25 protein-coding genes, 1 tRNA gene and 2 pseudogenes are annotated in these 22580 nt (G+C 67.8%); 24 read left to right on the forward strand and 4 right to left on the reverse strand.

Annotation, left to right across the window (positions count from 1 at the left end; all coding sequences use genetic code 11):
- Nucleotides 1-51: 51 nt before the first annotated feature.
- Nucleotides 52-128, forward strand: a tRNA-Ile gene (locus tag BUC15_RS09770).
- Nucleotides 129-641: 513 nt separating this feature from the next.
- Here BUC15_RS09770 and BUC15_RS09775 read toward each other — a convergent pair.
- Together BUC15_RS09775 and BUC15_RS09780 are read right to left on the reverse strand one after the other, a co-directional pair.
- Nucleotides 642-854 carry a hypothetical protein gene (locus BUC15_RS09775; RefSeq protein ID WP_073187645.1) on the reverse strand — a complete coding sequence of 71 codons (213 nt, stop codon included), beginning with the start codon at nucleotides 852-854 and terminating at the stop codon, nucleotides 642-644.
- Complete coding sequence (locus tag BUC15_RS09780; RefSeq protein ID WP_073187648.1) at nucleotides 851-1180, reverse strand: hypothetical protein; 330 nt, start codon at nucleotides 1178-1180, stop codon at nucleotides 851-853. Before BUC15_RS09780 ends, BUC15_RS09775 begins: the two co-directional genes overlap by 4 nt.
- A gap of 320 nt (nucleotides 1181-1500) precedes the next feature.
- Here BUC15_RS09780 and BUC15_RS09785 point away from each other — a divergent pair, with 320 nt between their 5' ends.
- The 15 genes from BUC15_RS09785 (at nucleotide 1501) to BUC15_RS09850 (ending at nucleotide 14710) form a co-directional block, all read left to right on the forward strand.
- Entirely contained in the window at nucleotides 1501-1800 is a 300-nt protein-coding gene (locus BUC15_RS09785; RefSeq protein WP_073187650.1) for a hypothetical protein, read from the forward strand.
- A 1-nt stretch (nucleotide 1801) separates the two neighbouring features.
- The gene (locus tag BUC15_RS09790) at nucleotides 1802-3628 is read left to right on the forward strand and encodes a hypothetical protein (RefSeq protein WP_139280194.1); all 1827 of its coding nucleotides are present in this window, start codon (nucleotides 1802-1804) and stop codon (nucleotides 3626-3628) included.
- Between the two features lie 22 nt (nucleotides 3629-3650).
- A complete protein-coding gene (locus BUC15_RS19900; RefSeq protein ID WP_175558289.1) occupies nucleotides 3651-4031 on the forward strand; it encodes a helix-turn-helix domain-containing protein in 381 nt (126 codons plus the stop codon).
- A gap of 70 nt (nucleotides 4032-4101) precedes the next feature.
- Nucleotides 4102-4803, forward strand: coding sequence for an SAF domain-containing protein (locus BUC15_RS09800; protein ID WP_139280195.1), 702 nt, complete (start codon nucleotides 4102-4104; stop codon nucleotides 4801-4803).
- A complete protein-coding gene (locus BUC15_RS09805) occupies nucleotides 4803-5534 on the forward strand; it encodes a CpaE/TadZ family protein (protein WP_073187661.1) in 732 nt (243 codons plus the stop codon). Before BUC15_RS09800 ends, BUC15_RS09805 begins: the two co-directional genes overlap by 1 nt.
- Nucleotides 5531-7051: a TadA family conjugal transfer-associated ATPase gene (locus BUC15_RS09810; protein ID WP_073187663.1), complete on the forward strand. Its 1521-nt coding sequence runs from the start codon at nucleotides 5531-5533 to the stop codon at nucleotides 7049-7051. Before BUC15_RS09805 ends, BUC15_RS09810 begins: the two co-directional genes overlap by 4 nt.
- Complete coding sequence (locus BUC15_RS09815) at nucleotides 7048-7926, forward strand: type II secretion system F family protein (RefSeq protein ID WP_073187666.1); 879 nt, start codon at nucleotides 7048-7050, stop codon at nucleotides 7924-7926. The genes BUC15_RS09810 and BUC15_RS09815 overlap by 4 nt, the downstream gene beginning before the upstream one ends.
- Nucleotides 7923-8813, forward strand: coding sequence for a type II secretion system F family protein (locus BUC15_RS09820; RefSeq protein WP_073187668.1), 891 nt, complete (start codon nucleotides 7923-7925; stop codon nucleotides 8811-8813). Before BUC15_RS09815 ends, BUC15_RS09820 begins: the two co-directional genes overlap by 4 nt.
- A 19-nt stretch (nucleotides 8814-8832) precedes the next feature.
- Nucleotides 8833-9009, forward strand: a complete 177-nt coding sequence (locus BUC15_RS19905) for a hypothetical protein (protein WP_175558290.1) — start codon at nucleotides 8833-8835, stop codon at nucleotides 9007-9009.
- Nucleotides 8984-9373: a TadE/TadG family type IV pilus assembly protein gene (locus BUC15_RS09825; protein WP_073187670.1), complete on the forward strand. Its 390-nt coding sequence runs from the start codon at nucleotides 8984-8986 to the stop codon at nucleotides 9371-9373. Before BUC15_RS19905 ends, BUC15_RS09825 begins: the two co-directional genes overlap by 26 nt.
- 13 nt (nucleotides 9374-9386) lie before the next feature.
- Nucleotides 9387-9977 carry a hypothetical protein gene (locus BUC15_RS09830; protein WP_073187673.1) on the forward strand — a complete coding sequence of 197 codons (591 nt, stop codon included), beginning with the start codon at nucleotides 9387-9389 and terminating at the stop codon, nucleotides 9975-9977.
- A complete protein-coding gene (locus BUC15_RS09835) occupies nucleotides 9971-10894 on the forward strand; it encodes a hypothetical protein (RefSeq protein ID WP_073187675.1) in 924 nt (307 codons plus the stop codon). Before BUC15_RS09830 ends, BUC15_RS09835 begins: the two co-directional genes overlap by 7 nt.
- 5 nt (nucleotides 10895-10899) lie before the next feature.
- Entirely contained in the window at nucleotides 10900-11325 is a 426-nt protein-coding gene (locus BUC15_RS20995; protein ID WP_073187678.1) for a TadE/TadG family type IV pilus assembly protein, read from the forward strand.
- On the forward strand, nucleotides 11322-11780 hold the full coding sequence (locus BUC15_RS09845) for a pilus assembly protein TadG-related protein (RefSeq protein WP_139280196.1): 459 nt from the start codon (nucleotides 11322-11324) through the stop codon (nucleotides 11778-11780). The genes BUC15_RS20995 and BUC15_RS09845 overlap by 4 nt, the downstream gene beginning before the upstream one ends.
- Nucleotides 11777-14710, forward strand: coding sequence for a tetratricopeptide repeat protein (locus BUC15_RS09850; protein WP_073187682.1), 2934 nt, complete (start codon nucleotides 11777-11779; stop codon nucleotides 14708-14710). Before BUC15_RS09845 ends, BUC15_RS09850 begins: the two co-directional genes overlap by 4 nt.
- 260 nt (nucleotides 14711-14970) lie before the next feature.
- Here the strand turns inward: BUC15_RS09850 and BUC15_RS09855 are convergent, their stop codons facing one another.
- The gene (locus BUC15_RS09855; protein ID WP_073187685.1) at nucleotides 14971-15447 is read right to left on the reverse strand and encodes a DUF2690 domain-containing protein; all 477 of its coding nucleotides are present in this window, start codon (nucleotides 15445-15447) and stop codon (nucleotides 14971-14973) included.
- Between the two features lie 236 nt (nucleotides 15448-15683).
- Here BUC15_RS09855 and BUC15_RS19910 point away from each other — a divergent pair, with 236 nt between their 5' ends.
- The 8 genes and pseudogenes from BUC15_RS19910 to BUC15_RS09890 all read left to right on the forward strand — a co-directional run bounded on the left by BUC15_RS19910 (nucleotide 15684) and on the right by BUC15_RS09890 (nucleotide 20936).
- Nucleotides 15684-15851, forward strand: a complete 168-nt coding sequence (locus BUC15_RS19910; RefSeq protein WP_175558291.1) for a hypothetical protein — start codon at nucleotides 15684-15686, stop codon at nucleotides 15849-15851.
- Nucleotides 15841-16140, forward strand: coding sequence for a hypothetical protein (locus BUC15_RS09860; RefSeq protein ID WP_073187688.1), 300 nt, complete (start codon nucleotides 15841-15843; stop codon nucleotides 16138-16140). Before BUC15_RS19910 ends, BUC15_RS09860 begins: the two co-directional genes overlap by 11 nt.
- Nucleotides 16125-16532 (forward strand): annotated as a pseudogene (locus BUC15_RS09865) (transposase); the annotation flags it as partial. The gene BUC15_RS09860 and the pseudogene BUC15_RS09865, both read left to right, overlap by 16 nt.
- Before the next feature lie 131 nt (nucleotides 16533-16663).
- Nucleotides 16664-16981, forward strand: a pseudogene (locus BUC15_RS20775) (IS1380 family transposase); the annotation flags it as partial.
- Nucleotides 16982-17552: 571 nt separating this feature from the next.
- On the forward strand, nucleotides 17553-18164 hold the full coding sequence (locus BUC15_RS09875; protein ID WP_073187693.1) for a hypothetical protein: 612 nt from the start codon (nucleotides 17553-17555) through the stop codon (nucleotides 18162-18164).
- 29 nt (nucleotides 18165-18193) lie between these two features.
- Nucleotides 18194-19180, forward strand: a complete 987-nt coding sequence (locus BUC15_RS09880) for a peptidoglycan-binding domain-containing protein (RefSeq protein ID WP_175558292.1) — start codon at nucleotides 18194-18196, stop codon at nucleotides 19178-19180.
- Complete coding sequence (locus tag BUC15_RS09885; RefSeq protein WP_073187698.1) at nucleotides 19168-19827, forward strand: ABC transporter ATP-binding protein; 660 nt, start codon at nucleotides 19168-19170, stop codon at nucleotides 19825-19827. The genes BUC15_RS09880 and BUC15_RS09885 overlap by 13 nt, the downstream gene beginning before the upstream one ends.
- Complete coding sequence (locus tag BUC15_RS09890) at nucleotides 19824-20936, forward strand: FtsX-like permease family protein (RefSeq protein ID WP_073187701.1); 1113 nt, start codon at nucleotides 19824-19826, stop codon at nucleotides 20934-20936. The genes BUC15_RS09885 and BUC15_RS09890 overlap by 4 nt, the downstream gene beginning before the upstream one ends.
- Before the next feature lie 220 nt (nucleotides 20937-21156).
- On the opposite strand, the gene BUC15_RS09895 is transcribed toward BUC15_RS09890, so the two are convergent.
- Nucleotides 21157-22425: an IS256 family transposase gene (locus BUC15_RS09895; protein ID WP_139280199.1), complete on the reverse strand. Its 1269-nt coding sequence runs from the start codon at nucleotides 22423-22425 to the stop codon at nucleotides 21157-21159.
- Nucleotides 22426-22580: the final 155 nt, after the last annotated feature.

Consider the following 22580-nt stretch of genomic DNA (forward strand, 5'->3'; position numbering starts at 1 on the left):
TCCCGGTTTGCGGGTGGGTCGCCTGTTGCGCTAGAGTTCTCGACGGTAAGCGGGCCTATAGCTCAGACGGTTAGAGCGCTGCCCTGATAAGGCAGAGGTCACTGGTTCAAGTCCAGTTAGGCCCACCAATAAACCCCTAGGTGACTAGGGGTTTTACTATTTCCCTCTTGAGGAGAGGACAAATAGAGGACGTTTGCACCGGACGGAACCTTGGTTGAGGGAACCCTTAGGTGGCCGACCAACACACTGTTGCCTACCCGCAGGCATCGCACGCGGCGTCGATGAACTCGTTAGCAGAGGGCCGTGAGCCGTGAATGGACGGCAGAGGACGTGTCACATCTGCCGACTGCCCGATCGCCGCGTTTCCTGACGGGCTGCCGCCCAGGGGACCGTGGGCGACCAGGACCTGACGCGCTCAACACGGTCATCGGCGGGCGTGCTCACACCATGGCCATCCTCGGCCCGCCACCCCGGGCCGACGCGCTCGATCAGCGTCTGTGGGTCTCAGTGCAGGGATACGACGCTGCGCCGCCTTGCCGTGTTGCTGATGGAGGGGCAGAAGTTCGCGCCGAGTGGAACGACCACCGACCCACGTCGGAACTGCGGGACACCCTGCGGAGCGATTTCCGGCCGGGCGAGCCTCAGGCCACGCGCTGAATCAACGTGGCGACGTCCTCTGTCTTCAGCCGGAAGACACGCGCGCTTCCCAAGCGGTAGCAGGGCAGGTTGCCGGCGGCGGTTTCCCGCTTGAGTGATCGGACGCTCAAGGACGTGATTTCGGCCGCCTGGGGATAGGAGACGAATCGGCCGTAGCTTCCGATGAGCTCTGCCACGTCAAGCACGGCGCGCTTCATGAGTGGGCCACCTTTCCTGCCACTTCTTGCTGCTGGTTCGGGCGACCCCCACGCATCCGAAGCAGCCGCTTGGCTTCCTTGACGTCAAGTCCGCACAGCTCCGCGGCCTCATCGATGGGCATTCCCTCAGTCGAGGTCAACGCCCCCAGGGCTTGGCCGAGTCGAGCTTCTGCCTCCAGCACGGCTCTGTCGCGCGTGAGGATGGCCGCTGCCGCTTCCAGCACCTCTGCCCGGATCCTCGCCTCCCTGGCCATGAGCGCCTCGTGGCGTTTGATGAGCTGACCCCTCACTCTGACGCGGGCCTCATGACGGTCGCTCTGAGCCATGGCTGCGATCCTTCCGGGCGACGTGGGATTGGAATCCCCTCCTGTGCCTCTCATGAACCCCAACTGCGGGCGCGTGTGGCGGAATGCCCTCGAGTCGACCCAACCGGTCGCCTGCCGTCCGCCTCTTCTTGCGTGACTCAGTGACCAGCGGCTGCGTTCGCGGGGGGTATCTGTGCGCGTTGGACGGGTGTGGCGGGGGTTCAAGGGGTTGGAGGCGTGAGGCTTCCGGGTCGCGGCTGTGGATAACGGCATGCACGTGTCCGTGATTGCGATCAAGGCTGATGGAGAACGTCTCCACGGCTCCGCTTGGAGGAGGACCTGTGTCGGTTGATGGTTTCTACGAAGTGTTTGTCCTGCTGGATCAGGCCAGCGACCTGATGGTCCGGGACGAGTCGATTTCCGGCGCCGCGGCGCTCGATATCGCTGCGGGTCACGCGATCGCCTCGGACCTCGCTGCGGGCCTTGACGAGGCGCCGGTCGAGTTGCCGTCGTCGGTGGTCGGCTGTCTTGAGCAGGCTGCGCGCCGGGTGATGCGGTGGGAGCCGTCCGAGCTCAGCACCGAGGCGCTGGTGCTCGTGACCATCGTGCTGCAGCTGCGCCTCGAACTGTGCAGGGCCTGACGTGCCCAGGTTCAACGACTCAGTGCGACACGCCGCCTCGCTGATGGGCGGTTCCCCGGTCCACATCGGGGCCTGGGCTGCGACGGTCCGACGCTGCGACGAACTGCTGGAGGGAAGGGATCCAGCGGTGCGGCACGCATCGGCGCTGGTCCCTCTCCTGGCGGGCGAAACGGGGCGAGGGAGGGCTGCGGCGCCGTCGGTGCCCGGTCTGGACTGTGATCCTGGGGCGGTGTTGACGCGGCAGGATCGGCAGCAGGTGCGTCTCGTTGTGCTGTATGTGACCCGTGCTGCTTCGACGGGTGTGGAGGATCCGGCTGCTCGGTTGCTGTTGTCGGGGGTGGAGCGGCGCCTGTTGCAGTCCACGCCTGGGTCGATGGATGGCTTCGAGGGTGGGTTGCGGGAGTGGAGTTCCGCGGTGGCCGGTTCGGTGGAGTCGATGACGCCGGCGTTGGCGTTGGCGGTGTGCCGGACGCAGTGGGCGTTGATGCGACGCGCGACTGATCTGATGGGTGAGTTCGAGGTCACTGACGGGGTCGGCCATGAGCGGCTGCAGGCAGCTGTGGAGGCCAGCCGACTGTCCTGGGAGGACGCCTACGATGCGTGGCGGGCGATTCTGCCGCGGCAGGCGACGGCCTCGGGCGACATCGGTCGGGCGACCCTGGCGGTCAGACTGGCGGCCCGCAAGGCCGGCGATGCCGAGAAGCTGATGGGGTTCTTGGGCACGGGCTTTGGCGGGAACTTGGCCGCCGCGATGGCGGTGACTCCACCGGAGATGCGCAGGAGCTCGGGGCTGGTGTTGGCGGCGGTCACGCTGGAGACGCGCAGCGATCTCGCCACGACCGTCGAGCCCCGGCCGGCCTCCCGATCGGAGCCTGCCGAGGAGCGGAGCCGTCGCCTTGGGCCGGCGGTGAGGTTTACCGCGGACTCGAGTCGCTTGCCGTTGGTGCGAGCGCCGGGGCGTTCGTCGCCGGATCCGGAGTGGCCGAGGATCGAGGATCACGGGGCGCTGGTTGAGCTCGCGGGGCAGCGGGACGCCGGGGTGATCGCGGCGGCGGCCCGGTCTGGTGTCGCGGAGGCCCAGGCCCTGGTGGCGGGAGTGTCGCCGAGTGAGTTGGATGCCTTGGTGGAGCGGGGCCGGTTGGCGCGGGCGGCGATCGTGGCGTCGGGTGTGGCGGCGGCGAAGCATTGGAGCCGGAGGATCCCGCCTGATCTGAGCCACGCGCGCCAGGAGTTCGTCGCGGAGGCATCGCTGCGGATGGCGGAGATCGTGGACCGGTGGGACCCGCGTCGCGCGTCGTGGGGGTTGTTCGCGTACCAGGAGGCCGGCTACGAGTTCTGGGACAGCAACCGCCGTCGGGCACGGGCACGTGAGGTGGTCAGTGACCGGATCGGCGACTTCGCCGACGAGCAGGATCGCATAGTGGGTCAGGTCCCTGTCTCGCCCGAGGAGAGGGTGCTGCGCGGGGTGGAGCGCGCGCTGGTGGCGCAGCTGGTGGACGGGTTGCCTGGCCGGCTCAGCGACGTGATGGCGGGTCGTCTGGGATTGGCCGGACAGCGAAAAACGTTGGCTGTGATCGGGGAGGAGGCGGGGTCCTCCCTGTCGACGGTCTATCGTGACGACCGCGAGGGTACCCGGCTGCTGCAGGAGCGCTATCTCGCCCAGCAGGACCGTCACCCGTCGACGCCGTCCGGTGTGACGCTGCGGCAGCTGGCGCAGGTTCTGCAACCTCCATCAGGGGAGGAAGCGTCGGCCGGGTCGGGCTCGTCGCGGCCGGAGCATCGGCACGAGAGGCGTGGCGCTGGGGGCGTGCCGGGGGTGTCGAGGTGATGGAGGCCCTTATCATGTGGGCATGTCAGTGGCACAGCGGCTCCGTGAGGCGAGGGTGGCCGCTGGTTTGACCCAGGCGCAGTTGGCGGCCCGGCTGGGGGTGGCGGACGGCACTCGGGTCGCGGCGTGGGAGCACGGACGCGCGACGCCGCATCCGGCGACGTGGGCGGCGATCTGCTCCCTGCTGGACACGGACCTGGAGGAGCCAGGGGAGGTGACCCTGCGGTCGCTTAGACTGCGGCGTGGCTTGACCCCCGAGGATGTGGCTGCGGAGCTGGGAGTTGCCGCTGTCACGGTGCGGCGGTGGGAGTCGGGGGCTCATCGGCCGCGGGCGCGGCACGCGCAACGGCTGGCGCAGCTCTATGGGGTCGCCACCCTCCTCGAAATGACCGAAAGACACTAGCGGCAAAAATACGTTGCATTTAGGTTCACGCTGTAGGCCCAGTGTTTCCGGGTTATGGGGGAGTGTGATCATGCGACAGGATCTTGTGGGAGATGAACCGGCGGCGTCGAGGCCGCCGATCGTGGCGGCTGCCAGGACGCAGCGGCGTCCGTTGTTCGCGGTGCTCGCGGGGCTGTTGATCCTGCTTGGCGCGGCCGGGGGTGCGTTGGTGTTCCTGTCGACAGGCTCGAGTGTGGAGGCTGTCGCGGCCCGGGTGTCGGTGGCGCGCGGTCAGGTGATGACGGCGGAGATGTTCACCACCGTGCAGATCGCCCCGGATCAGCAGCTGTCGTTGATGGAAGCATCCGAGCTGCCGTTGCTGCTGGGGAAGCGTGCCGCGCACGATGTGGCGGCCGGCTCCCTGGTGTCCCCTGAGGCCGGGATGGAGGCGATGGTTCCGGGGTCGGGTCGCACGGTGGTGGGGCTGTCGTTGCCGCCGGGGGCGGAGCCGGCGATTCCTTTGCTGGTCGGTGACCGGGTCCGGGTGATCCTCACCGAGCCCGCCTACGCCTGCGCCGCGGGCGAGACCACCGAATCCCTGGACGGCTCACCGGCTACTGCGGGGTGCACGGTCAACGTGGTCATTCCCGGCACTGTGGTCGCTACGGCGCGGGATGAGGCGTCGGGTCAGGTGTCGGTGTCGGTGGATGTCGCCGCGGCCGATGCCCCCCGGACCGCGGCGGCCGCCGCGTTGGGCCGCGCGGCGCTGGTCCTCGACAGCCGGGACACCTGATGGCTGTCTACGCGCTGACCTCCGCCTCGGGTTCCCCCGGGGTGACCGCCACCGCGCTGGGTCTGGCGTTGGAGTGGCCGAACCAGGTGCTGCTGGTCGACGCGGACCCGGTCGGCGGGTCGGCGATCCTGGCTGGCTACTACCGCGGCACCGTGGCTCATCCCGGCACCCTGGTCGAACTCTGGTCCGCCCACCGCCAGGGCGGGCTCGAGGCCGCGGTGCGGGAGTTGGCGTTGCGGCTGTCGGAGACGGCCTCCCTGATCCCCGGCCCCGCGGGCGCGGCGCAGGCCGGCGGCCTGGCGGATCTGTGGCCGGCGCTGGCCGCGCAGCTGCGGGTGCTGTCTCAGCTTGGCGTCGACGTCCTGATCGATCTGGGTCGCCTCGGCCACACGCACTTCGCCACCCCCCTGGCCAGGGCCGCCGACGAGCTGCTGCTGGTCATGCGTAGCGATCTACCGGCGGTGGCGGCAGTGGCGGCCGCGGAGGTGCCCTTGGAGGCCCCGGTCCGCGGGCTGCTGATCGGCCCGAACCGGCCCTACACGGCCCACGCCGTCGCGTCGGTGATCAAACGCGAGGTCAGCGTGTCGTTGCCGTGGGCGCCGGAGGAGGCCGCCGTCCTCAGCCACGGTCAGCCGGAGCCGAAGCGTGGCCTCAAGCTCCGCAAGGCGCTGCGGCAGGCCGCCGAAGAGCTCCACACCACATCCATCACCGCCCTGGGGGTTTCCGCATGAGCGACGCTTTGCAGGCCGCCGAGATCGATCCCGGCACCCTGGCACTGTTCACCCAACCTGCCCCGCCGGCGGGTCGGACCCGCGGCAGCTTCCGCATGCTCACCACCGACGAGCCGCGCCGCCAAGCCCAGCAGGCGCCCGATGCGCAGCCGGAGCTGGTGCGGGCGGTGCTCGCCCCACGGGTCCAGCGTCGCCTGGCGGGGGAGATCGATTGGGATCTGGTCGACACGCTCCGCGAACGGGTATCGGCGGAACTGTCGGAGCGCGACCCTGACCCCTCGGCGCGTGAGGACGTGGGGAGGGAGATCATCGCGGCGGTGCTGGAGGAGGAGTCCCGCGCCTCCACCGTCCGCGGCCAGCTCACCTGGACCCTCGACCACCAGGACCAGCTCGCGCAGGCCCTGTTCGATGCGGTGTTCCGCCTCGGCCGGTTGCAGCCGTATCTCGATGACGAGGCGGTGGAGAACGTGATCATCTCCGGCTTCGACAACGTGCTGGTGGAAAACAGCGACGGCGAGCTGGTCCCCGCGCCCCCGGTCGCGTCGAGCGATGAGCAGCTGATCGAGTACCTGACGTTCATGGCCGCCCACCAGCCCAAACCCAGGGAATTCAGCGAGGCGGCGACGAAGCTGCACCTGGCCCTGCCGGGCCGGGCGAGGCTGTTCGCCTCGGCGTGGGTGACGTCGCGGCCGACGGTGATCATCCGCCGCAACCGCCTCGTTGACGCAGGGCTCCACGAGCTCGTCGCGTTGGGTTCGTTGTCGCAGGTGGCCGCGTCGTTCTTGTCTGCGGTGGTGCAGGCCCGGATGTCGCTGGTCGTCTCTGGGGATCAAGGCACCGGCAAGACCACCATGCTGCGCGCGTTGGCCCACGAGCTGCCCGCACACGTCCAGATCGGCACCATCGAAACCGAGTACGAGCTGTACTTGAAGGACACCGGGGATCATCAGGTGGTCCACGAGTGGCAGGCCAACCCCGGCTCCGGGGAGATCGGGCTCAACGGCCGCCGCGCCGGCGAGTACACCGTCCGCGAGGCCCTCGAAGACTCTCTGCGGGCGAACTTGTCGTACACGATCGTGGGGGAGGTCCGCGGCTCGGAGATCGTGACCATGTTCAAGTGCATGCAGTCCGGCTCCGGCTCCATGTCCACCACGCATGCGAGGACTGCCGAGGGGGCGATCCGGAAGCTTGTCACCTGTGCGACGCAGGAGGGCGCCAACATCACCCGCGAATACGCGCTCAACGTGATCGCCGAGGACATCGACGTGATCGTCCAGCTCCAGGTCGAATCCGTCCAACAGCCTGATGGCACCTGGCGGAAACGCCGCTGGGTGTCCGAGATCATCGCCGTCGAACCCGGCGAGGACGCCAAGGGCTTTGCCACGACCACCATCTTCGCCGCCGAACCGGGCAGCCACCGCGCCACCGCCCGCATCCTGCCACCGAGGTTCCGGATGCTGGAGCGGTTCGGGTTCGACCTGGCTGGCTTCAACGCCGAGCGGGGAACCCGCGCATGACTGTCCTGGCAGCATTGTCTGGTGCGCTGATCGTCGCGGGCATCCTCGGCCTGATCTACGCGCTGACCCCCCACCCCGTCACCCCCGCGAAGGCGCCGCGGGTCCGGCGCCGCCGGCTGTCGAAGGTCCGCACCGTTGCTCTCGCCGGGCTGGCCGCCGGGGCGCTGATCGCGGTGGTGACCGGGTGGCTCGTCGCCCTGGTCATCGCACCAGCCGCCTCGGTGATGATCTACAAGATGGTCACCGGTCGGGCGACGAACCGCATCGAGCGGCTCAACGCGCTGGCGGACTTCGCCCGCGCCCTCGGCGGCGTCCTGACCGTCGGCCGCGGCCTGGAGCAGGCGATCCTGCACGCCGCCCGCTCCGCCCCCGCCGCGCTGGCCCCCGAAATCGGCAGATTGGCTGCACGGGTCCGCGCCAACGTCGCCACCGCCACCGCGCTCAGGTTGTTTGCCGACGAGTTGGATGATGCGACAGGGGACCTGTTCGCCGCCACCCTGATCCTCGCCGCCGAACGCCGCGGCCCCGGCGTGGCCTCCGCCATGCAGGGCCTGGCCGAATCCATCGACGAGGACGTCAAGGCCCGCCGCCAGGTCGAAACCGAGCAGCAGAAGGCCCGCACCGCCGCCAGAATGATCACCATCATCTCCGCGCTCCTCCTCGGGGGCCTGTTCCTGGCCGGCAGCTACGTCGAGCCCTACCGCACCCCGCTGGGCCAGGTCCTGCTGACCGTGTTCATGTCCATGTACCTGGCCGCCTTGGTGTGGATGGGCCGCATCTCCGCCCCCAAGCCCCTGCCGCGGTTCATCGGCGTCACCGGACAGCACGCCACAGCCAACACCGCTGTCGCCGGGAAGCAGGGGGGTGTGGGATGACCGCGCTGCAGCTGGCCATGCTCTCGGGCGCCACCATCACCGCCGGCCTGGTCATGCTCGTCGCCGGCCTGGTGCCGGCCCCGACCCATCTGAAGGACGCCATCGGCCGCCTCCAACCCCGCATCACCCTCGACACCCTGAGCATGGGGGAGAAGGCAGATTCGGAGGTTCGCCTCGGCCGCTGGGCCGAGCGCCACCTCCCCGCGATCATCTGGGGCACCGCACCGGAGAAGGACCTCGCTCTCCTGGGACGCACCAAGGCCACGTTCTACGGCTCCAAACTGATCTCCGGCATCCTCGGCCTCCTCGTCGTGCCCGTGATCAGCGTGGCGACCATGTTGCTCGGTCTCCCCATCCCGATCGCGGTGCCCGTCCTCGGCTCGCTCGGGTTCGCGGCCATCATGTGGTTCCTTCCCAACAACGAACTCCGCGACCAAGCCGCCAAAGCCCGCGAAGAATTCTCCTACGCCCTGGTCGCGTTCGTGGAAATGGTGGCCCTCGAGCGGCTCTCCGGCGCCACCGTCCCCGAAGCCCTGCTCCGCGCCGCCGACACCGGCGACTCCTGGGTGTTCCAACGCCTGGCCACCGTGCTGCGCCGCACCCACTACACCGGCCAGAACCCGTGGGACGCGCTGGCGGACATGGGCCACCACTACGACCTGCCCGATCTGGTCGACCTGGCCGACATCATGCGCCTGGCCGGCGCCGACGGCACCCGCATCTACTCCTCACTACGCGCCCGCGGCGCCGCCATGCGCAACGCCACCCTCAACCAACAAATTTCGCGTGCCAACGCCGCCGGGGAACGCATCGCCATCCCCGTCACCCTGCTCGTCCTCGTCCTGGCGATCACCCTCGTCGTCCCCGCAGTCCTCCGCATGATCTAACCCGAAAGGAACCACTTCGATGCTTGCCCTCTACAGCTACCTCACCGCCACCCTCCACACGCGTGTCCGGGTGCGGGATCAGCGGGGCCTGTCCCAGTCCACCGAGAACGCGATCCTCCTGGCCGGCGCCGTCGGGATCGCCGTCCTGATCATCTCCGCCATCACCGCATATGTGCAGGCCAACCTCCCCTCCTGACCAGGACCAACGGGGCCTCAGCTCCTCCGTCCTGGCCACCATCCTCTTCCCGCTCGTCATCAGCGCCCTCTGGCTGACGATGCAGTGGGCCATGCTCACCTGGGCACAAGCAACCGCCCATGCAGCAGCACAAGACGGAGCCAGAGCAGCAGCAGCCCTCAACGCCACCGGAACACACGGTCAGGCCACAGCCACCCGAGCCGCCGACAACGGATCCATCGACAACCTCCACGTCACCGCCCAACGAGCCGCCCGACTCACCACAGTCACCATCACCGGCACCGCCCTACAAGTCATCCCCGGCTTCCCCGTCACCATCCAGGTCACGGCCACCTCACCCACCCAACGACTCACCCCATCCTGACGGAGACGAAGAGATGATGATCACACGACTCGCACTCGCGGCCCTGGCCGCACTGTTCCTGCTCGGTGTCTGCACCCCAGAGCCGGCGGAGACGCAGTCACCGACGGCCAGCACACCGGCCGCGACACCCTCGATCACGCCGTCACCGAGCCCGTCCCCCACCGCCTCACCGTCGCCCACCAGCACCCTGTCACCCGAACAAGAAGCCGCCCAAGCGGCAGCGGTGGAGTACTTCCGCGCACTCAACGCGGTCCGGAGCGACCTGGAGGCTGACTTTCAGCAGGTGGCCGACATCACAACAGGGACGCACACTTCGGCAGAGTCGCAGGTCATCGGTGAGTACCGCAGTAAGGGGATCGTCCAAGTCGGCGAGCGCACGTACACCTACAAGGGGGTGGGTCCGGTGGTGGAGGCCGGAGGCGTCAAGTCCGTGGAAGTCCGCGTGTGTAGCGACAGCACCAGCAGCGACATGGTCGACGCTGAGGGCAACTCGGTCCTCGACCCTGCCCGCCTGCGCTTCGTCGACTTCAGGCTCGACGTAGTCCAGGTCGGCAACAGCTGGCGGATCAACGGAGGACAGAGTGAGGCGGTCGAATCATGCTGAGACGAGTCCTACCGGTATTGGTCGTCCTCGGAACCCTCCTCGTCGGGGCATCAGTTCGGCCAGCCTCTGCAGAAGGCTCCGGCGGCGCCTTCTTGAACGAAGACACGATCGTGGTGTCGGTGAATGTGCCCGGCTCGTCGGGGGGTGGTGGCCGCGGGCAGGGGAGTGCTGGCGGTGGGGGATCGGCGCCGTCGGGTTGCTACACCGGTGGCGGTGCGGAGTTGCCCTGCACCCAGTGGGGCCTGGCCTGGCGGCCCGACCTGCAGTGCTACGCCCGCGTCAAGCCCTACCAGCCGCCACTGACCGACCCAGTCTGGGAGGGCAACACGACCGGGACGATCATCGAGTGCCGCACCGGCACTGAGGGTGGGTGGAGCAACACCTGGGACCTGTGGGCGGCTGCGGCGCAGTTGGCGGCTCCGCCGGATCCCGCGGAGCTCGCCAGGCGAGCGGTGGAGCGGATGCAACTCGAAGCGATCCGGATGGGTACCTTCCCCGAACAAGCCGAACGCGCACCCAGAGACCTCGGCTACGTCGGCTGGAACTCGTGGATGTGGGTCTCCAACCCGACCCCGTCGACGTGGGGACCGATCACCAAGTCCGTGTCTGAGGCCGGCTACACCGTCACCGCCACCGGACAGGTCGACAAGGTCGTGTGGGACATGGGCGACGGCACCACCATCACCTGCGGCCAAGGCAAACCCTGGCGCTCCATCTGGGTCCACAACGAACCATCCCCGGACTGCGGCCACATGTACGCCAAGGATGGCGAGTACACGATCACCGCCACCTCCCACTGGGTGGTCAACTGGTCCGGCATCGGACAGAGCGGCACCATCACCACGCAGCTCTCCGACACCGCCACCCTGCGGATCGCCGAAGTCCAGGTCGTCAACATCGTCACCCCCGAGAGCTGACGACGATGAGGCGTGATGGGCAGCGGGGGATGATGGTGGCCGTCGAAACCGCCATCATCCTGCCCGTCCTGCTAGCCATGGTCGGGCTGCTGGTCGTGCTGGCCACCGGAGCGTTGGCGCAGATGACGGTGGATTCGGCCGCTTCCCAGGCCGCCCGCGCCGCCTCCCTCGAACGCGACACCGGCACCGCCACCGCCTCCGCACGAGCTGTGGCCGCCTCCACCTTGACCGAGTCCGGCACCACCTGCCGCACCTCGAACGTCGCCGTGAACGCCGCCGGCCTCCGCGCCCCCCTCGGCACCCCGGCTGTGGTGTCGGTGACCGTGACCTGCACCGTCGACCTCCAGGTCGGCCTCCCCGGCTTCCCCTCCACCCGCACCCTCACCGCCACGAAATCCTCGCCGGTCGACACCTACCGGAGCCGACGATGAACCCCCGTCACGCGCTGACCCGCCCCGGTCGGGGTTCTTCCGGGCATGGGAAGAAGCGTGGGGAGCGGGGAATGGTGTCGGTGTGGGTGTCGGTGGCTTTGGTGGCGTTCATCGTGACCATCGGCATCGGCGTCGACTTCGCCGGCCACGCCAGCGCCGCCCAGCACGCGCGCGCCGTCGCCGACGAAGCAGCACGTGCCGGCGGACAGCACCTGACCCTCGACTCCGGCCGGGCCCGCCCCGATGTGCACACCGCCATCGCGGCCGCGAACACCTACGTCGCCGCCTCCCCCTACACCGGCACCACCACGATCCGCGGCGGCGACACCATCACCGTCACCGCCACCGGCACCTACCGGTGCCAGTTCCTCTCCATCATCGGCATCACCACCCTCCGCGTCCAAGAGACCGGCACCGCGACCGTGAAATCAGTCCTCGGAGGAACAGAACAATGACCCGCCTCCTGAGCAGCCTCGCCGCCATCTCCGCGATCGCAGGAATCCTCATCGGCGCACCAGCGCTGCTGATCCAACTCGGACAACTCCCCGGCTTCCTCCCCCGCCTCGACCGGCTCGCCGGGATGCTCCTGGCACCCGACTCCGGCCGCTTCCTCCTGGTCCTCATCTGGGCCGCCGCATGGACGCTGTGGGCATGGCTCACCGTCCTGATCCTCATCGAGACCGCGGCACTGCTGCGCGGGGTGAAAGCGCCCCGCCTCCCTGCAGCGTCGATGCCGCAAGGCCTGGCCAGGGCCCTGGTCGTCGCGGCCGCCGCCGCGTTCATCGCCACACCCCTCAACGCCGGCGCAGCCCAACCAGACACCGCCTCAGCCCCCGTCGCTGCGGTGCCGGCGGCGGTGGCGCTGCCCAGCCAGGACCCCCGCCCCACACCCCCACCCGACGTGGCCCCGGCAGAGTCGGTCACGGTCGACGAGGGCGACACCCTGTGGGATCTCGCCGAGGAACACCTCGGCGACCCTGGTCGGTGGCCCGAGCTCTACGACGCCAACAAAGGCACCCCCCAGCCCACCGGGCACGTCCTCGAGGACCCCGACCAGATCGATGTCGGCTGGACCCTCACCCTCCCCGGCCAACCAGCCCGAGCCACCACCGAACCGGCGCCCCAGACCCAGACGCAGCCGGAGACTCCTCGCCGCGAAGCCGTCACCTCACTGCTCCCCGCCGAAGACACCGCCCCCGTCGAGACGCCGGCCGCCGCCACCCCGTCGACAGCACCTTCAGTCACGCCCTCCGCCACGCCGTCCGCCGCCGCGCCGTCCGCTGCCGCGCCCACGGCGATCTCCTCCGCGGCTCCGGCGACGCTGACCCCGCTCCGCGCGGAAGCCACCGCCGTGGACATCGCCGAGGACTCCGACAGGGTTGATGCGCCGATGTATGCGTGGGAGGTCGCCGGGCTCCTCGGCGCCGGCACGTTCCTCGGTGTCGGGATCTCCACGCTGCTCGGCGCGCGGCGCAGGGAGCAGTTCCGCACCCGCCGCCCGGGCCGGATGATCGCCACCCCCGACCCGGTGGTGGCCCCGATCGAGCAGACCGCACAGCTCGCCACGAGCCTCTCCGGCCTCCTGGTGGCCCGCCTCGACCAAGTCCTGCGCCGCCTCGACCCCCACACCACCCTCACCGCAGTCGTCGTCGCCCGCGACGCAACCATCGTCGTCCACACCCCCGACCAGCTCCCCGCCCCCTGGATCCACGACCGCGACGGGTGGCTGCTGCCCAACACCGCCCCCGTGGAAACCGTCGGCGACCTGGTCCCGGACAGGCCGTGCCCCTATCCGCTGCTGGTCACCATCGGCGCCGACACCTCCGACCGGGTCGTGCTCCTCAACCTCGAACACGCCGGCCTCGTCACGGTGTCCGGGGATCCGGTGATGAGCGCCGACTTCACCCGCTACCTCGCCGCCGAACTCGCCATCAACCCCTGGTCCGACGGCGTCCGGATCGCCTGCGAGGGACCTGCCACCCAAGTCATTGGCATGTTCCCCGAACGCCTCGACGCCCACCTCGACGAGATCCTCACCATCGCCACCACGAACGCCGCACGCGCCGCCAACAACGCCGTCCAGGCGTCTGAGGGCCGCGCCGTGCAGGCCGGCGACGAAACCTGGGCCGCGGCCGCCGTCATCACCGGCAAGCCATCAGAGGACCTCGAGGAGCTGGCCGCGCTCATCGCGAACCACCCCCACCAAACCGGCACCGCCCTCCTCACCCTCACACCCACCGGAGGGGATCTGGCGCTAACACCAGCCGGACGCATCCGAGGACTCGGTTTCGAGCTCACCGCCGTCGGCCTCACCGAAGACGAAGCAGCCGGCTGCGCCGACCTCCTCGCCGCCGCCACCCGCGACGACACCCCACCGGCACCAGCCGATCAGCTCGTCGACGTCACCGGCAACCTACTCCCCGAACACCGCGCCGACCGCAACAACGACGACACCGACACGGTCGAGTCGCTGCTCCCCGAACCCGACCACGCCTACATCGACACCGCCGCCGTCACCAGCGATGACCTGATCACGGTGGCGCCCCGGGTGCCGGAGCCGGTCGCCGAGGCGCTGCAGGAGCGGGATCCGGACCTCGATGCGCAGGTGCGGGCCTGGTTCTCCGCCCACTGCCCCTACCCCCGCCTGTCCCTCCTAGGCCCCGTGACCGCCCGCTGCCACGGCAAACCGCTGGCCAAGCAGAAGGCCTACTACACCGAAGCCCTGGCCTACCTCGCCCTCCACCCCCACGGCGTGACCGGCGACCAGGTCGCCGAAGCCCTCGGCATCACCGTCGAACGGGCCCGCACCGTCATCTCCACCCTGCGCCTGTGGCTCGGCACCAACCCCGCCACCGGCACCCCCCACCTTCCCGACGCGAAAAGCTCCCCGCAAGCCAAAGCCAGGGGAGTGGGTCTCTACCTCGTCGAAGACCTCCTCGTCGACGCTGACCTGTTCCGCCGCCTCCGAGCCCGTGGCCTCGCCCGCGGTCGCGAAGGCATCGAAGACCTTGAAACGGCGCTGCAGTTGGTGACAGGCCGCCCGTTCGACCAGCTCCGCCCCGCTGGCTGGGCCTGGCTCATCGACGGTGACCGCGTCGACCACCACATGGTCTGCGCCGTCACCGACGTCGCCCACATCCTTGTCACCCACCATCTCCAGTCAGGTGACCTCGACGCCGCGAAACACGCCGCTACCATCGCCCTGACAGCCGACCCCGACTCTGAAACCGCACGCCTCGACCTGGCCGGGATCATGGTCCACGACGGCCGCACCACCTCAGCACGGCGGATCCTGGCCGACGCCCTCGGCGACAACGCAGACCTCGACCTCACCCCCAGAGCAAGCGACATCCTCAACGGCAAGAACTGGCTCAAGACCGGGTAGGACTGCCTGCCGTCGCATGAGAGTGGCGCTGGGTAGCTCGACAAACCTCAGGCTCCTCCCGAGAGCTCTGATCGAACTGTTAGCCAGCGCCGCCCCTTCACCCGGCAACACCCACCGACTTGCGCATCCACGGGCACACAAGGCCGGCCTATCAATCCCAGGCCGGCCCATGCCCAGCGATTCCTTGAGTCCCTGTCCTTCGCGACTAACTCAAAGATCGGCTGTGAATGAGGCATTGGGCTCAAGGTGTTCATCCAGGATCAGGCGCATACCTTGCCACCATTTGTGTGGAAGTTGAGGGTTCCGAAGTCGGAGGACAGCCACGCTTGGGCGCATGCAGGGCTGGAGCTGTTAGCGAGCCTCAGGTACGGCGTCCATGTGGTCGCGCCGTTCGGATAGGGCCTCACCGAGTCGTACGCACCAGCGGCTCGTCCCTCGGAGGTGACCTGCTGCTCAACGGTGACGGTGTTCCGGTAGGCACCTGTGCCGACCAGCACCACTCGAGACCAATTCGCGTAGCACATATTGGACCAGCGGAGTTGGACCCAACCCAAGAGCACCCCCTTCGTAGGACCACGTGTGCCATAGATCGCCCGCTGCGCGACCGTGTATGCGTCGGTGCAAGACGTTGGACTGCCGTTCCCGCCCCAGTCGGCCGCCTGGGCAGCCGACGGGGGCGACACGACCAGCGATGCGGCCAATGCCAGCGAAATCGCCAATGCTCGAATCTTCTTCATTAGTTGTCCCCCACCTTGTTCGATGAAGCCACCTCTAGTTGGGTGGCGCTTATGCCAAAGCATGCCCTAAACGAGTTCTTCCAGGGGGCAGTGAGTGGGCTTTCATCAACTGGAGACCTCGGGCCCCCTGGCCTGACAAGTCGACCAGCCCTTCACGACCCTCATCTTCGAGCTCTGGTCGGATCAGATAGTCATCAGAGAAGCGTGGCTGACCTCCGGCAGAAGCTGCCATTGACGTGGTCGATGCGCTGACTCCTGCCGCGGCTGATGCGCTGACCAGCCCGGCGGAGCGCTACGGCTGCGCCTTCGAACCGGAGGCGGTGGAAATCCTGGTGAGGGACAGCCGCGGCTATCCCTACTTCCTCCAGGAGTTCGGCCGCACCACGTTGGAACGTGGCCTCTGACAAGCTCTTCACCGCCCAGGACGCCGGGTTCTTCGCGGTGCGTTGCGTCCACAGACGCGCCATCGAGAAGGAACGTCGCTACCTCCATGCGATGGCCTCGCTGCCTGAGTCTGAACCTCGTAGCGCCGACGTTGCCGCCAAGATGGGGTTTCCGGCCAGCGAGCTGACCACGGTGAGGCGGTCCCTGATCGACAAGGGGCTGATCTACGCACCCGAGCGTAGGAAATCCTCGCCTTCACCGAGCCGGGCCTGGACGAGTTCATCGCCAGCGCTGAACGGCCCTCACTGAGCCTCGATCCGTTCCTTCCGGGCATGGGTGCGGAACTGATCGCCGCCGCCTGGGATCTGGCTGGTTATCCGAACTCCGGCCGGCTCGCCTCGGCTGCCGGGCTCGTGCCCGTCCCGCGAGACTCCGGCCGTCGCACCGGGAACCTGCACCGGCCGATGCGCTACTCGCGGAAGCTGCGCCGGGTGTTCTACCTCTCCGCGTCGGCCGCCATGATGCGCGAGGGACCCAACCGTGACTACTACCTCAAGAAACGCGGACAGGGACACAGACACGTCCAAGCACTCATCGCGCTCGCCCGCCGACGCGTCGACGTCCTGTGGGCGCTACTCCGCGACAACAGGCCCTTCGAACTCGCCCCACCCATGCGAGAACCCGTGGCCCGAACGGCTTGACAAAGTCATTGAGAATCCACCGATGAGCCTGGATGGTGTGCGGGCGTCGTGACGCAGGAATGCCTCTCTGACCGGGAAGAAATAGAGCTTGTCTAAGGTCTTATTCGTCCGATTCGAGAGGTATCTCGTAGATGCAATTCAGGCACGCTCCTGCCGCGGTGTCGGCAGTGTTTGACGATCCGAATCTCGTGTCGGTCGCGGGCCTTATCCCACTGCTCAGGCTCGCGCAGTGTGCCGGGCTGGCATAGCTGGCTCAGGGGCGGTTGAGCGTGCCGACGGACAAGGGCTCCCATGCGGGCGCGAAGGTGATGGCGCTGGTGGCGGGGATGTGCGCTGGGGCGGACTCGATCGACGACATGAACCTGCTCCGACATGGCGGGATGGGCCGGTTGTTCGACCGGGCGTACGCGCCGTTGACGCTGGGATCGGTCCTGCGTGCCGGTACCTTCAACGCGTCGTAGGAGTACCTTGGCCCAAGGCTGCGTTTGTGGATCAGGTCCACCATTGACACCTGACTAGGGACGGGCGTAGCTTTGATTGGGCAGAAGTTCGATCCCGCACATCGCTCATTGTGAGGGGCGACCCAACGGAGGGAAGTCTGACTAATGAACCGAGTTCGCACAGTATTTGTCGCCGCACTTGCGGTGCTTTTTGTTTCTGGGGTGCCGACAGGTGCAGGGGCTGCCCAGGATTCTACCGGGTGGATCACGCACAACGCCCTGTACAACCTCGTCGGTTGCGGCGTGTACAGCGATTGGAACACTGCCCGCAGGGTTGCCACGTCCACTGAGGCCTCACCATGCCCTGGCCAGGTCCAGGCCGGGATAAAGGTCGGCTCGTCGACCTATGTTTATGGCCTCTGGTACAACTACCAGTCTCAGGTGGTCGCGGACCGGACGGGCAGCGCCCACTGGTCCGCCTATCGGACCTAGTGTTGACGGTGGGTGCGGTGACCGGCGGGGGGCGGAGGTGACTTCAAGTCCCACCGAGTCGATAGCGGCGCGGGTACGAGGTGCGCTGGTGGCGGTCTCGCTTGGTGTAGCGGCGCTTCTTCTCGTCGCCTGTGGCCAGTCGAATGACGGGTCCGGGACTGACCCGGCGCAGGACGGTGGCCTCTTCGATGAGCGAATCGGGGCGGAGATCGAGGACGCGACTGCCAATGGTGCGAGCGCGGATCAGCTGGCCCTGCTTGAGCGGGCGCGGGGCGAGGGTGAGGTGACGATCGAGACGGCTCGGCAGGCGCGACGGGCGTATGCCGAGTGTGCGACTGCTGCCGGGGTGGAGGTGACGTTCGACGAGACGACTCGCCCCGATGGTTGGGTGAGCTGGGTGACGATCGTTGATGGCTCCGGCGCGGCCAACACGGAGCAGATCGCCCGTGACTGCGAGCGCAGGGAAGCACTGTGGGTGATCGTGCTGTACAGCACGCAGCCGGCCACCGAGCAGGCGACTGCCGACTACCTCGATCAGCAGGCACCGGTGCTGCGTTCCTGCTTGGAGGAAGCCGGTTTCCAGCCCGAACCGGACGCCACTGGGATGGAACTCGCCATCTTGACTACGAGAGCGGACGATCCGGTAATGCGCGAGACGGGGGTTATGTGCCTTCAGCAGATCGGCATCGATGGCTTCTGATGAGTGCCGGCGGCAGGTCCCGTGTAGTCGTGGCCGTGCTCGCTCTCGGGGCGCCGTTGCTCGTCGGCGTGGTCCTGGCGGTTTGGGCGCTGGCTGATTCCCCGCTGCAGTCCGCGACGCGGCCACAGCCCTTGATCGGGACGGTCGAGCTGGCTGAGCGCCGCGATGTGGAGCTGACTTCGGTGACGCTGATCCCGGCTGAGCCGTACCCCGTTGTGAGTCAGTCGACGGGGACGGTGACCGCATTGTCGATCACTTCCGGGGAGGCGATCGGCTCTGGGGCGACGGCCTTGGCTGTCGATGGCCGGCCAGTGGTGGCGTATGTCTCGGCTGCGCCGCTTTACCGGGACATCGTTGAGGGACTGGAGGGTGATGATGTCGCGGCGGCTCAGCGGCTACTGGCTGATCTGGGTCATCTCGACGCAGTGGACGGACGTGCCGGCTCGCCGACTACGGCCGCGATCCGCGCCTTCAACGCTGCCCAAGGATACGGTGAGGACAACGGTGTCCTCGCGGTTGGGTCGCTGTTGTGGGTCCCGGAGGGTAGTGCTGCGCCGCAGTCCGTGACGATACGCGTCGGGCAGCTCGTCGCACCGCAAACGGAGTTGTACATGACGGCCTCGGGCGAGGATCGCATCGAGGTCGGTGCACCCGAGGCCGACGTCGACCGTCTGCTGACCGTTGGCTCGGTCACAGCGACCCTTGGGTCCGGGCAGACCACCCTCACCGATCCCGCGGACATCGAGGCTATCAAGACTGTGCTCGGTGGCGAGACCACAGCCGGTGCGGCTCTCGAGTCCATCACGCCACGGACGGTCGGCACGGTGCCGGCCAGTGCAGTTGTGGTGGGAACCGATGGAGTGGCCTGCTTCTTCACGGACCTTCAGGGACCGGGGACTCGGATCGATGCAGCTGCCGGTTCGTTCGGGCTGGTCGACGTCGACGCCGATCTCATTGGGACACCAGTGCTGATCAATCCGCGTACGACGCGGGAGGATCTGGCATGCGACTCGTAGCCGAGGGTCTCCACTTCAGCTATCCGGGTGGAGACCGGTCTGTTCTGGCAAACCTGTCGTTCGAGGTTCAATCGGGCACGAGCGCGGCGATCATCGGCCCGTCGGGTTCGGGCAAGACCACGCTGTTGTCCGTGCTCGGAGGCCTTCTTCCCCCGCAGCGGGGCCTTTTCCGTTGCACGGACGACGACGGCCTCGATCATGCGCCTGCCGACGTCGCGACCTGGGTGCTCCAGACAGTCTCGCTGCTCCCCGAGCGGAGCGTGAGAGACAACGTGTGTCTGGGCGCCTACCTCGACGGCACTCCGCGCGATCTGGCCCGCGAACGGGCGGCGGATGCTCTTGCCGTCGTGGGCCTGGCCGACCGTGCCAGCGAGCCGGCCGGGGTGCTCTCCGGTGGTGAGGGGCAGCGTGTCGCAATCGCACGGGCCCTCGCCTCGAGGCGGCCGCTGATCTTCGCCGACGAGCCCACCGGCCAGCTGGACGCCTCGACCACCGCTGCGGTGCTCGATGCATTCTTTGCACTGGCGTCACGGACGATCGTGCTGATCACTCACGACGAGACGGCCGCGGCCCGGTGCGACATCGTCTGGCACCTGGTGGATGGGACGCTGGTGCGATCAGAAGCCGGTCAGAAGGTGCGACGATGAGCGAGTCACCCTGGCCGGTCGGCTTGGCCGTCTCGGAGGGGGTGGCGAACGCGCGGTCCGGGCGCTGGGTCTCCCTCATCATCGTCGTGGCTGTGGCGTGGATTACGACCGGGGTTGGCCTGGCCAACGCGCTCGAGGTGAGTACTCTCTCTCGCGCCGAGGAAGAGTGGATCGCCGCGGGAGCATTCGTCATGTCGATCGAGCCCGCCTCCCACGAGACAGGCGCCCGCATCGATGTCGCTGCCTGCGAGCGGCTGAGCCAAACGGACGGGATTTCGGCCTCGTTCGCGGTGGCCGTGACCACTGCCACGATCGAACCGGCCAATGCGCCGGGCACGCTCACGACGCTAAGCGAGGTCTCGCCCGGAATCTATCCCTTCCTGGATGTCCGTGAACCGACCGGAGCTGGACTGGTGGCCACTGCCACCGCAGCAGGCCCGATTGGTCTCGCAGACGGCGAGGACACAATCTTCACGCGAACCGACGCCTCCGGAACCTCGACCCCCATGCGGGCCACCGCAGTGATCGTCGACCGCGCCGCCCTCAGCGCCGGCCTGGAAGGCTCCTTCATGCTGCCCGCCTTGCTGACCGGTGAGGCGGACTCGTGCCACGTCAGGACCGACGCAGCTCACATTGAGGCCGTCCCCACCTATGTGAGCCAGGCACTGTCTGCCCCAGACGGCACCTTGGCCATCGTTCGACCACTCCTGTCCACCAACACGTACGGCCTCGACTTCGCCACGGCCTACTCGAACCGGATCCTCACCGGAGCGTGGGCCGGCGGAACAGTGGCACTGACCGCACTATGGGCGCTAGTGCAACGGGCACGGCGAACACGTCACGCCATCTACCAAACATTCGGCGCGCACTCACGGGCAAGACTGACGATGCAGCTCACCGAATGGGCCGCCCTGTCACTCCCCGGGGCGACCTGGGGCTGGGGAATCGCGACATCCCTCGCGATCGGTCTAGGCGCCGACCCGGGCATCTCGCTGACTCAAATCACCCTGCAGATCATCGCCACCTGGTGTGCTGTGTCGATCGCGATCGTCGCCATCGCACTGATTCCCGTCGGGACACTACTCGATGCGTTGAAGGACCGCTCCTGAGCCCGGACCAGCCGCACAGGTGACAGGAGCATCACCAAATCAGCAACAGATCCCAGCCGTCTGCATAACCGGTTTGCGACCGACTGTAATGCCTCGCTGAGTCCTTAAGCTTGGCGTTTTACCGCCTCATCCACATGCTATGCCGCCGACTACTGCGTGGGCACGCTCGCGGGGGGGGGGGGCTGTCAAGTTAACGGTGTATCTCATTGTTGTTTGACTCTCAGTATCGGCGGCCGGCGGAGAGCCGACCGTCGAAGGTGATCTCGAACGCGTTGAGGGCGCCCTTCCAGCGCTGTGTCCAACGTGCTCGTCCCTTGCCTGTGGGGTCCAGCGCCATCACGGCCAGGTAGACGCACTTGAGCGCGGCCTGCTCGTTGGGGAAGTGCCCGCGGGCCTTGACGGCTTTGCGGATCCTGGCGTTGACCGACTCGATCGCATTGGTGGTACACACGATCCGGCGGATCTCCTTGTCGAACTGCAGGAACGGGACGAACTCCGGCCACGCGTTCTCCCACAAGCGCACGATCGCCGGATACTTACTACCCCACTGCTCGGTGAACTCCAGGAACCGGTCCTCGGCCGCGGACACGGTGTCGGCGGTGTAGATCGGCCGTAGCGCGCGGGCCAGCTTGTCCCAGTCCTGCCTTGCCGCGTAGCGGAACGACCCGCGGATCAGGTGGACCACGCAGGTCTGCACAATCGTTTGCGGCCACACGTTCCCCACCGAATCGGGCAAACCTTTCAGCCCGTCGCACACCAGCATCAACACGTCCGTCACGCCGCGGTTCTTGATCTCGGTCAGCACCTGCTGCCAGTACTTCGCGCCCTCGCCGCCGTCCCCGGCCCACAGCCCGAGGATGTCGCGGTTCCCCTCGACGGTGACCGCCAACGCGACGTAGATCGGCCGGTTCGCGACCTGCCCGTCACGGACCTTCACATGGATCGCGTCGATGAACACCACCGGATACACCGGGTCCAGCGGCCGGTTCTGCCACTCGCCCATCGAGTCCAGGACCTTGTCAGTGATCGTCGAAATCGTGGTCTTCGACACCTCAGAGCCATACACATCGGCCAGATGCGCCGCGATATCGCCATGCGTCAGCCCGCGAGCCGACAGCGACAACACCACATCCTCGATCGCCCCCAGACGCCGTTGCCGCTTCGCCACCACGACCGGCTCAAACGACCCGGCCCGATCCCGAGGCACAGCGATCTCGACCGGGCCGGCCTTCGTCAGCACCGTCTTCGACCGCGTCCCGTTACGGGCATTGTCGCTGCCCTCGACCCGCTCATGCTTGTCATAGCCCAGATGCGCGGTCATCTCGCCCTCCAGGGCCGACTCCAGGACCAGCTTCGTCAGCTGAGCCAGCAACCCGCCCTCGCCCTCCACCGACAGCCCCAGCCGCTGCGCGTCGCCCACGAGCTGCGCCACCAAATCCTTGTCCACCAGCGGGGCCGTTCCCGTCGCCGTCACCTCGTCACCCTCCATCACGACCGCCTCAGCGACCGGCTCAACCTGCATCCTCATCAGGTACCTCCTACATCGGAGTTATGTGATGTCTCACGAGATCGTGGACGGTTGTGTCTCGGGACATCGTTGACGGTCGGGTGTCTCATGAGTTCGTGGACGGTCGGTTCTGGGTG

The sequence above is a fragment of the Tessaracoccus bendigoensis DSM 12906 genome (assembly GCF_900141915.1).
Taxonomy (GTDB): Bacteria; Actinomycetota; Actinomycetes; order Propionibacteriales; family Propionibacteriaceae; genus Arachnia; species Arachnia bendigoensis.

What these genes read in the sequence shown, in the direction of transcription:
- BUC15_RS19905 (WP_175558290.1), top strand. Translation starts at nt 8,833, where the DNA reads ATGCTTGCCCTCTACAGCTACCTCACCGCCACCCTCCACACGCGTGTC.
- BUC15_RS20995 (WP_073187678.1), top strand. Translation starts at nt 10,900, where the DNA reads ATGAGGCGTGATGGGCAGCGGGGGATGATGGTGGCCGTCGAAACCGCC.
- BUC15_RS09830 (WP_073187673.1), top strand. Translation starts at nt 9,387, where the DNA reads ATGATGATCACACGACTCGCACTCGCGGCCCTGGCCGCACTGTTCCTG.
- BUC15_RS09845 (WP_139280196.1), top strand. Translation starts at nt 11,322, where the DNA reads ATGAACCCCCGTCACGCGCTGACCCGCCCCGGTCGGGGTTCTTCCGGG.
- BUC15_RS09890 (WP_073187701.1), top strand. Translation starts at nt 19,824, where the DNA reads ATGAGCGAGTCACCCTGGCCGGTCGGCTTGGCCGTCTCGGAGGGGGTG.
- BUC15_RS09835 (WP_073187675.1), top strand. Translation starts at nt 9,971, where the DNA reads ATGCTGAGACGAGTCCTACCGGTATTGGTCGTCCTCGGAACCCTCCTC.
- BUC15_RS09855 (WP_073187685.1), bottom strand. Translation starts at nt 15,447, where the DNA reads ATGAAGAAGATTCGAGCATTGGCGATTTCGCTGGCATTGGCCGCATCG.
- BUC15_RS09885 (WP_073187698.1), top strand. Translation starts at nt 19,168, where the DNA reads ATGCGACTCGTAGCCGAGGGTCTCCACTTCAGCTATCCGGGTGGAGAC.
- BUC15_RS09805 (WP_073187661.1), top strand. Translation starts at nt 4,803, where the DNA reads ATGGCTGTCTACGCGCTGACCTCCGCCTCGGGTTCCCCCGGGGTGACC.
- BUC15_RS09850 (WP_073187682.1), top strand. Translation starts at nt 11,777, where the DNA reads ATGACCCGCCTCCTGAGCAGCCTCGCCGCCATCTCCGCGATCGCAGGA.
- BUC15_RS19900 (WP_175558289.1), top strand. Translation starts at nt 3,651, where the DNA reads ATGTCAGTGGCACAGCGGCTCCGTGAGGCGAGGGTGGCCGCTGGTTTG.
- BUC15_RS09820 (WP_073187668.1), top strand. Translation starts at nt 7,923, where the DNA reads ATGACCGCGCTGCAGCTGGCCATGCTCTCGGGCGCCACCATCACCGCC.
- BUC15_RS09780 (WP_073187648.1), bottom strand. Translation starts at nt 1,180, where the DNA reads ATGGCTCAGAGCGACCGTCATGAGGCCCGCGTCAGAGTGAGGGGTCAG.
- BUC15_RS09815 (WP_073187666.1), top strand. Translation starts at nt 7,048, where the DNA reads ATGACTGTCCTGGCAGCATTGTCTGGTGCGCTGATCGTCGCGGGCATC.
- BUC15_RS09800 (WP_139280195.1), top strand. Translation starts at nt 4,102, where the DNA reads ATGCGACAGGATCTTGTGGGAGATGAACCGGCGGCGTCGAGGCCGCCG.
- BUC15_RS09810 (WP_073187663.1), top strand. Translation starts at nt 5,531, where the DNA reads ATGAGCGACGCTTTGCAGGCCGCCGAGATCGATCCCGGCACCCTGGCA.
- BUC15_RS09775 (WP_073187645.1), bottom strand. Translation starts at nt 854, where the DNA reads ATGAAGCGCGCCGTGCTTGACGTGGCAGAGCTCATCGGAAGCTACGGC.
- BUC15_RS09895 (WP_139280199.1), bottom strand. Translation starts at nt 22,425, where the DNA reads ATGGAGGGTGACGAGGTGACGGCGACGGGAACGGCCCCGCTGGTGGAC.
- BUC15_RS09825 (WP_073187670.1), top strand. Translation starts at nt 8,984, where the DNA reads ATGTGCAGGCCAACCTCCCCTCCTGACCAGGACCAACGGGGCCTCAGC.